This is a genomic window from Pedobacter sp. 01N416 (genome assembly GCF_056399685.1).
Genome location: NZ_JBFTRT010000170.1, coordinates 1 through 8,949 on the forward strand (window position 1 = coordinate 1; position 8,949 = coordinate 8,949).

The following is an 8,949-nucleotide window of genomic DNA, read 5'->3' on the forward strand; positions in this document are numbered from 1 at the left end:
GAATTTTGATCATGCATGCTTACCCCTTCAACAAAATGAGTATAATGAAATAAAGTCTGCTCGAAAAAATATTTAGGCCTTGGCATGTGAAATATCCTTTTTGCAATTTGAATAAGCAGCCCTGAATAAATATAAGCAAGAACCACAGTCATTGCTTTTTTCTTTTTCCGAAGTGCAAGCAGAATTACTGCAGCCAGAATGCTGATTAAACCATCTCCTAAATTAGTGATGTACTTAAAAAAAATATCTAACCACGCTGGATGAAAATGGTTAAAAATGAGGAATCCATCTGTTTTAGAAAAGCTAAAATTAAAAACGAATGCCAACAGGAGTATGGATATTGCAGTAAAGAAATAATAATTGAGATTGGTCAATCTTTTTATCGTATGCATGTCCAGTTCTTTAATACAAAGCTACTAGCTGAATATCATCTGAAAGTTAAGCGAAGGTCATGTTTATGTCATGCCGCTTGATTTAAAGAATTTGCTGCGATCTGTAGTTTGATTGGAATAACCTCGATTATCGGTACAAGGGTGATTATTTTTGGAGAAAGCCTTTTGCTAACATTTCTTAATAAGTTAATATGAAAGCGCTGATAAGTTAAAATGCTTTGTTTTGCTTTGTGGCAAAAGAAATAATAATTGATTATGCAAAACAATCAGGTAACAGTTAGCCCAGATCTCCAGCAGTTTATTGATAAGTTTGAGCCCAGCAAATTTAAACTCATGTCTGGAGGAATCGAAATCAGGGGAATAAACGATATGCAAAGAAATATTGCCCAAGCCAGAGCAATCATCGAAAGATTAAAACTTCGCCTAATTGTTTTGCATAATGCCGAAATGCTTAGCTATCGCGGTTTTGAAGTAAATAACCTATAAGCCAAAAACCGATTTATCCAGTTTATAATCAGCCTGCCCATCAGGCTCATCATTAATTGCTGTTTCCGTTATACTTATAACATTTTTTTTGACTGGAAATATTAATCAAAAAGACATGTGTTGTAAGGTGATAAATAAAAAGAGGACCACCTATCAGCCCTCTTTTTATGAAATTGTTAATTGTATAAACCTAGCTCTGCCAGGGATGCAAACTGCAAACCATCTTGTGCAGAGTTCATAATTACCTTAAGGTATCTTAAGGTTTTGGTGCTGCCAAACGCAAAATATTGTACTCCGGCAGCATTTTGAGCTACATAATTGTTTACCGATGTGAAATTTATATTATCGGTACTTGTTAAAACCTGAAAGTTTTTAATTGCGCGGCTCAATCCGCTTCTTTGCACTAAACTTAAGCCGTTTGCCGATTTTGAAGATCCTAAATCAATTACAATCTGGTGCGGATAACTTGTTGCAGAAGTAGTCCAGCGTGAGTGCCAGAACGTACTATAGCTACCATCAATTAATGTAGCAGCCCTGCCGTTGATTGCTCCCTCGCCGCTGGTTTCTTCGGAGCTGAAAGAATTGATGCTCCAGCCAGTTTTACTTAATTCTGTTAAAGGTGCAACATTGTCTTGCAGGGTAGAGGGATCAGTGCTTGGCGCTGGTAAACCCAAAGCCGCCATGTCTGCATATATTTGAGTTGTAGCTGCTGAAGTAGATAAATTCAATCCCCATTTTTGGAAGAAACTAGTTAAATTTTTGCCCGATATACTACATGCCTTCAGCATGAAATAACGCATCCTGGCATCATCATTAGCTAAGGTTGGATTTTCAACACGCATATCCTTGGCCAGGGTTCTATAAAAATTATCACCATAGGCTAAGGTTAATTGTTGAAACATACAGAGTCTGATAAACAGATCGGTTAAAGGATTGGCATAACTTGTTGATCCGTTATAATCTTTGGTGCCAGCGGCTTTTCCTAAATAGGTAAAAGCTTTTGGCCATGTCCCATCATTTACTAGTCTGTTGATGGATGGAGTAAGGGTACGCTGCACATATAAACTGTAAAGATTTACCGTAACCTCACCCAGAGTACCCCAACGCCACATCATTTGGTGCTGGTGGCCTAGTTCGTGCCATAATCCCCAACCATTGGTGCCTACTGCGCTTAAAGTTAAAATGGCATTAACATCCGAAGTGATATAGGCTGTACGATAATCATAAGCGAAAAAATAATAGGCCGGATCCTCATGCTGCGTTAAAAGATAGGTATGCACATTTTTCGCATGTGCAGGCAAAGAGTTGTCTAAACCGTTCAGATCATCCTCTAACGCAATAACTTGTGTAATCTTGTTCAATATAGCGTTCTGGTCTTCTGCCTGGTACTGTATTGCTTTTGTTCTTGATACAACAATAACACAATTCGAGCCTTCTAAAACCACATCAGGAGTGGTGTACGTTTGTAATTGATTAATCCAGTCTGAATTGGTGGTTACGCCAAGTTTATAATATGGAGCGTATTGGTAACCGTTATTAAAAGTTACCTTAGCGGTAGAGCCAGTTGTAGAATTGGTGTACCTGATCCACAATAGGCCGCCTACAGCATTTGTAATGGTATTGGTACCCGCCGTTAACTGTACGGATGTGGGCTGGGTGTTCCAGGTGCCATATCGAGAATAGGTGCCAATTAATAATTTTGGCAAGCGGGTGCCAGTAGTTTGTTCTACTGTGATATCTAAAGTAGCACCCGGAGCCATGTATAAACCGGTTGCTGTAAAATCGGTTAAGTAGTATCCATTCTTTAAGCGGTCTCTCTCAATTGATGCATTAATTTTTTCGGTGACATTAAAAACATTGGTCTGAGTGAGGGATTGTACACTTGCACCACTCATTGTTTTTTTACTGTTTACAACTTCATCTTGTAATACAGCTGCTTTTTTACAGGCTGAAAGGCCTACAATCGCCGATACGGTTAAGAGTAATAGTTTCTTTTTCATTTTTTAGGTTTTTGTTAATATTTGGTTATAGGTAGCCATATTCCAATAAATGGATTATGGTAATAATTACATTGGTAATGTTTAGTCAGCCAGTTTATTCTTAAACAGGTGGTGTGAGTCTGTTTAAAACGTCAATACAATGTATCCATAATTACATTGATGTAAAAGGATAAAGACTGCGCAAACGTTTGATTCGCCTGTGCTTTACAGTATTGACTGATATATCTGTATCATTATTAAATTAAACTTTATACAACAGCAATTAGCATGTACAGAAATAGCCTGCCGCCTTGGCAAGCTATTAATTGTTCAGAAAGCGGCTAGTGGCTGTGCTAACAAATTGGCAAGAAACCAGTGAATTGGTTTCACCCGCTGTCAATTGGTTTTGAAAGTAAAGCTTATGGCATGGGGGAAATCCATAATCAGTTAATTGAATCAATCCTCTTTGATGTTGTGTTAGATAAAGCTTTGATCTATCTGGCTCTATTTGTGTAATATTATGCTGAATGGAGCTGAATATGCGTTTACTTTCCTTTAAGATTTCGTCTTGTAGTTCTTTACGTGGTCATTTATATGTAGTTCCTGTGGTAAGGGGATCTAAAATTACTTCCCTGAAACTTGTGAGTTCGTACATCATTTGCCTAGTAGCCAATTGCTTTAATTCTAGGCTTTTATTTCCAAATTTCTGCATTAGCGTGGTAAAACGAATAGTTAACGTGGTAATACTTGATTTTAACGCTTTTATTGCTTAATAGGGTTTCGTTCTGAAACAACATTAAAATGGCGTGGGTCGATTTTTATTATATTTGAAATCTTTACGCATGCTTTTAAAGATATTAACGTAGTTTGCATATTTGTAGTTAGATGATCAAAAGAAACTTACGGCATAGCTTTTCACTTCTTAATGTTGACTATGTGAGACTTAATGCCAAATGGAATTATAGGAATGTGATCAGTCCGTATTACCGCATTTACTRTATAGATGAGGGGGAAGGTGAAATATCAGATGCTGAAAGCTCGCTAAAGCTAGAGCCTGGCTATTTGTACATTGTTCCCAGTTTCACCCTATGTAATTTAAATTGTAAGAATTCTCTGGGCCAGTATTTTGTTCAGTTTTTTGAGGATTCGACAGATGGAAGTTCACTTTTTGCCAATAACAGAAATGTATTGAAAACAGCGGCCACTGAAATAGATCTTAATCTTTTTGGCAGGCTGCTCCAGATTAATCCTGGAAGAGGAATAAACCGGTCTGATAATCCTAAAATCTATGAGAAGGATATTTATTATAAAGAATATCAGGAGCTTAACAACCAGCAGAACACTTCGGCGTATCTGGAAACCCAAGGGATCCTGATGCTGTTAACTGCCAGGTTTCTGAATCCCCAGCTTTTCAAAAGTCCGGAACACAAACTTATACCGGTAAAAATTGCAGAAACCCTAAATTATATCCTTATCAATTTACACACAGACCTTTCTGTATATCAGCTTGCTTCTCGCGTAAATCAAAATCCCGATTATTTTTCAAGGCAGTTTAAACAGTATACCGGAACCAGACCTTTGAATTATATAAACGAAAAACGTGTTGAACGGGCACAGTATCTAATGGCGACAAGCAGAATGTCATATTCAGAGATTTGTGCCCAGACCGGATTTGATAACCTTTCCTACTTTTCTAAAACCTTCAAAAAGTTAACCGGCATGGCACCCAGCGTATATAAGAAACAGATATATCAGGTTGGTTTTAACCATTAAACTAAATATTTGTATTGATGTTAATATTGCCGATTGCTTTAAAACCCCATTTAGCACTAGGTAACTGAATGATATAACGGATATGATTTTCGCTTAATCCTTGGAGCAACACATCGCTGGATTGATAGTTTACGCCCGCAAAAAATGATGGCTATGATGATAATCCTGCCTTCCCGCAATTAGAAAGATCTGATTATCATTTGTACCATTCTAGATGAAATAAGACCAGCTTTTAATTTGTTCATTTGCTGTGGTATCAGCATCTTCTTTTTCTTTGCCAGATAGTGCCTTTTCTTTCTATATCTCTGCTTAGATACCTCTAAACTTAGTTTGTTCATGTTGGCTTGATACAAAGTACGCTGTATTTACACCCAGTTTACCACTTTCTGGCAAGGCAAAAACGACAAATAAGTTAACATTTATATACCTATTTTTTATCAAATGTGCCCTTTGGGAAACCAGCTTATGGCTATTTTAGAAGCGCTGACCACATAGACCGTCTTCCACTTTTATAATCAATCCAGCTGTGCATCCAGACTTGTAGATTGCTGTCCGTGTTCAGTCAGCCATTTGATAATTCTTAGAAATAACCATTTATAATACAAAAAAAACAATTATGAGCATGAAAATTACCCATTTAACAAGGCTGCTAGGACCAGCCAGATTATGGCTCTTGCTGCTGTTGCTTGTGCCGATGAGCGCATTGCCCGTTATGGCACAAACAGTCACCATTAAAGGAGTTGTAACATCAGCTGATGATAACAGTCCGCTTCCCGGAGTTACTGTATTGGAAAAAGGAAAGCAGAATGGTATGGTTACTGGTACCGATGGTTCTTATTCAGTTAATGTACCACAGGATGCTACGCTCGTATTTTCTTCTATAGGATTCACAAAGCAGGAAGTTAAATTAAACGGAAAAACAGTATTGAACATAAAACTGCAGAGTGACGTAAGTTCCCTTAATGATGTAGTGGTAATAGGTTATGGAACCGCCAGAAAAAAGGACCTGATAGGTTCGGTAAATGTTGTGGCTGCGAAGGACGCAGGCGCTAACACCAATACCAGTGCAGCACAGCTTCTTATCGGTAAAGCCCCGGGTGTACAGGTATTAAATTCAAACGGTAATCCTGGTTCAAATGCCCAGATTATTGTACGCGGTACTGGTTCGTTTACCAATGTGGAACCATTGTATGTTGTTGACGGCATACAGAGTGATGCCAATCTTTTTAATACCATCAACCCACAGGACATTGATAATATTACCATTTTAAAAGATGCAGCCTCTACCGCCATTTATGGTGTTGCTGCCGCTAATGGTGTGGTTATTGTTACCACTAAAAAGGCTAAAAGCGGCATCCCGCAGATATTATTTGACTCGCAGGTTGGTACATCATCAGTGCGAAAACAACTTGACCTGCTTAATTCAAACGACTATGTCAATCTTATAAAAGATATAGCTGCTACCAATAACCTTACGCCTCCGGCCAAATTAAATACTCCTTTTGTAGGTGTTGACCGTACCGATTGGCAAAAAGAAATATTTAAAACAGCTTTATCTACCCAAAACAATGCAAGTATAAGCGGTGGCAGCGAAAAGGTTACCTATAATCTCTCACTAGGTTATTTAACCCAGCAGGCTATTGTTAAAGATTACCGTTTAAGAAGATTAAACAGCCGTTTTTCTCTAGATGAGAAACTAGGGCGTTTTCATTTTGGCCAAAGCCTTAATATCCGTTATACCAACACTAACGGACAGACAGCGAGCATATTAAATGCGATCAGCTACGCACCTTATCAGCCAATATACGACCCTGCTATTTTGGGTGGCTACTCTATCCTTACCAATGTTGATGACAACAGTAACGCCGTAAATCCATTACAGAGCTTAGGCGTTCAAACCTTATCAAGCAACGATCTGGTATTGTATCCGCAGGTTTTTGGCGAAGTAAATATTATTAAAGGTTTAACTTTTAGGTCGCAGCTGGCGGGTGTATATGGTACTTCGACAAACGATTCATACCAGATACCTTATATTACATCCAACAACCTGGGTTTCAGTCGGCAGGCAGGGCGTGCATTTAACAGTTATTCCAATTATACTTTTGAAAACTACCTGTCGTACAACCGTATTTTTGGCAAACACAGTATATCGGCAACTGCAGGTACCAGTTATATTGATGCAGGATCGAGCAAATACCTGAGCGTATTGGGTACAGGAATGTTGAATGACAATGTGAAAGATATAGGTGTAGCGCCAACCATCACCAGCCAAGCCAACACGTCTGGTTACTATACACAGTTTGGCAGGGCTATTTCTTATTATGGCCGGTTGGTATATACCTTTAACGATCGGTATATCTTATCCGGAAGTATCCGCCGTGACGGATCTTCAAACTTTGGGCCTCAAAGCCGTTATGGTAACTTTCCAGGAGTTGGCTTTGCATGGCGTATCAGCGAAGAAGAATTTGTCAAATCGGCACTTCCGTTTATCAGCGATGCAAAGTTTCGCATAGGCTGGGGCCGTACAGGCAATAATAAGTTTGGTTTAACCACAACACAGGTATTTACTTTTGGCGGTTCGCCGACCGGCAACCTGATTTATTCACTGGGGGATAACAAAAGTTTTGTAAACGGAACTACTGTAACTTCCATTGCAAACCCACTGTTGAGATGGGAACAAACAGACCAGACCGATATCGGGCTTGATCTGGGTTTCCTGAAAAACAAACTTACGCTTACCCTTGATTACTATAACCGAAAAAGCAGTGGTTTGCTAGTGGGAATTCCGGTGCCGACCAGCGTAGGCATTGGCGGATTAAGCGGATTCAGCAGTACCTTAATTACCAATGCTGCAGATGCTCAAAATAAAGGTTTCGAATTTCAGTTGGCCTATGCTGATAAAACCAGTGACTTTAACTACAATGTAAGTGTAAATGGAGGTTATAACCAAAATAAAACATTATCACTGGGTGCACAATCGTCAACCCCTATAATTGGAGGATACTTTAATAATTTAAATGGTATTACATTAACACAACCAGGTTCGCCTATTGGCGCTTTTTATGGTTATGCGGTTGATCATGTAGCAAGTACACAAGCAGAAATTGATGCATTAAATGCCGCTACCAGACAGAGAACCGGAAATCCCGCCAGTCTATATCAGGATGGATTATTGCCAGGAGATTTTGTATTTAAAGATCTTAATAACGATGGTGTTGTGGATAGTAAGGATCAGAAGGTACTGGGCAGTCCAATTCCGAAGTTTACGTACGGTTTTAATGCTGGAGCATCTTATAAAAACTTCGACCTCAATATCGTCATCTCGGGTGTTCAGGGTGTTCAATTGGCCAACTCACTTAAATTTTACACCGAAAATGCCTCAACCGGGCATAATGCTTCTACCGCCATTTTAAACAGGTGGAGAAAACCGGGTGATATTGCCGCTTTGCCAAGGGCAGGCCAAAATGTTACGGCAACAGGGAATTTGAGGCCTTCTGATTTTTTTGTTGAGAATGGATCATACCTGCGGGTACGTAACGTAACCTTAGGTTATACTTTTACAAAAACGGCATTAAATTCTTTCTCAGGTAATGTATTAAGCAGGTTACGGGTTTATGTAGCGGCTCAAAACTTATTTACCATAACAAAATATACTGGATATGATCCCGAAATAAGCACCCAAACCAATGGAGGTGTTAATGGAGGTGCCAGCGATTATATATTTAACCGGGGCATTGATGATGGGCAGATACCACAACCACGTACATTTTTGGCGGGCATACAAGTTGGATTTTAATGATGAAAAATATTAAAGATATAATGATGAAAAAATATATAAAATATCTGATTGTTGTAGTTTTAATGATTGCAACCGGGGGATGTAAGAAGGATTTGGATTTACAGAGTAAAAGCGCATATACCTATGACACTTATTTCACAAGTGATGCAGCCATAAATCAAGCCGTGATAGCCAGCTACGCTACTTTATTGCATTCTGGTTTGTGGGCTCGCGAATGGTATTATATTTTTGATCTGCTGGGATATGATGCCAAAAATGCCCAACCACTCCAAGGGGATCTATTGGCCCTGGCACAATATAATTTTGCTCCGAACCAACCGCAGTTAGAAGCCATGTGGTCTTCACTATACCGAATGGTAATGCGGTCAAACGTTGTGATTAACCGTGCTCAGGCATGGGCTCCTGCCAATGCAACCGAACAGGCAAATCAAAAGCAATATATTGCAGAGGCTAAATTTTTGAGGGCTTATGCTTACTTCAATCTAGTTAACCTGTACGGACGTGTGCCCTTGCGTAAAGC

At 39.1% G+C, this 8,949-nt stretch carries 6 protein-coding genes; 4 read left to right on the forward strand and 2 right to left on the reverse strand.

Annotated features, from left to right (window positions below; genetic code table 11):
- Positions 1-392 (reverse strand): phosphatase PAP2 family protein (locus tag AC1DND_RS11375; protein ID WP_477581690.1); only part of this gene is annotated, 392 nt, incomplete at its 3' end.
- Positions 393-647: 255 nt separating this feature from the next.
- Between AC1DND_RS11375 and AC1DND_RS11380 the strand changes: the two genes are divergently transcribed.
- On the forward strand, positions 648-878 hold the full coding sequence (locus tag AC1DND_RS11380; RefSeq protein ID WP_215126602.1) for a hypothetical protein: 231 nt from the start codon (positions 648-650) through the stop codon (positions 876-878).
- Positions 879-1,054: 176 nt separating this feature from the next.
- Here AC1DND_RS11380 and AC1DND_RS11385 read toward each other — a convergent pair whose 3' ends face one another.
- Positions 1,055-2,878 (reverse strand): M60 family metallopeptidase, encoded by a 1,824-nt coding sequence (locus tag AC1DND_RS11385; protein WP_477581692.1) that lies wholly within the window; start codon positions 2,876-2,878, stop codon positions 1,055-1,057.
- A 915-nt stretch (positions 2,879-3,793) separates the two neighbouring features.
- Between AC1DND_RS11385 and AC1DND_RS11390 the strand changes: the two genes are divergently transcribed.
- From AC1DND_RS11390 to AC1DND_RS11400, 3 genes are all read left to right on the forward strand, one after another.
- On the forward strand, positions 3,794-4,630 hold the full coding sequence (locus AC1DND_RS11390; protein WP_477581694.1) for a helix-turn-helix domain-containing protein: 837 nt from the start codon (positions 3,794-3,796) through the stop codon (positions 4,628-4,630).
- A 616-nt stretch (positions 4,631-5,246) separates the two neighbouring features.
- Positions 5,247-8,426 (forward strand): SusC/RagA family TonB-linked outer membrane protein, encoded by a 3,180-nt coding sequence (locus AC1DND_RS11395; protein ID WP_477581696.1) that lies wholly within the window; start codon positions 5,247-5,249, stop codon positions 8,424-8,426.
- Positions 8,426-8,949: RagB/SusD family nutrient uptake outer membrane protein (locus tag AC1DND_RS11400; protein ID WP_477581698.1), on the forward strand; the 524-nt coding region annotated here is incomplete at its 3' end. The genes AC1DND_RS11395 and AC1DND_RS11400, both read left to right, overlap by 1 nt.

Coding starts and splice junctions, on each gene's coding strand:
- AC1DND_RS11380 (WP_215126602.1), top strand. CDS start 648: ATGCAAAACAATCAGGTAACAGTTAGCCCAGATCTCCAGCAGTTTATT.
- AC1DND_RS11395 (WP_477581696.1), top strand. CDS start 5,247: ATGAGCATGAAAATTACCCATTTAACAAGGCTGCTAGGACCAGCCAGA.
- AC1DND_RS11385 (WP_477581692.1), bottom strand. CDS start 2,878: ATGAAAAAGAAACTATTACTCTTAACCGTATCGGCGATTGTAGGCCTT.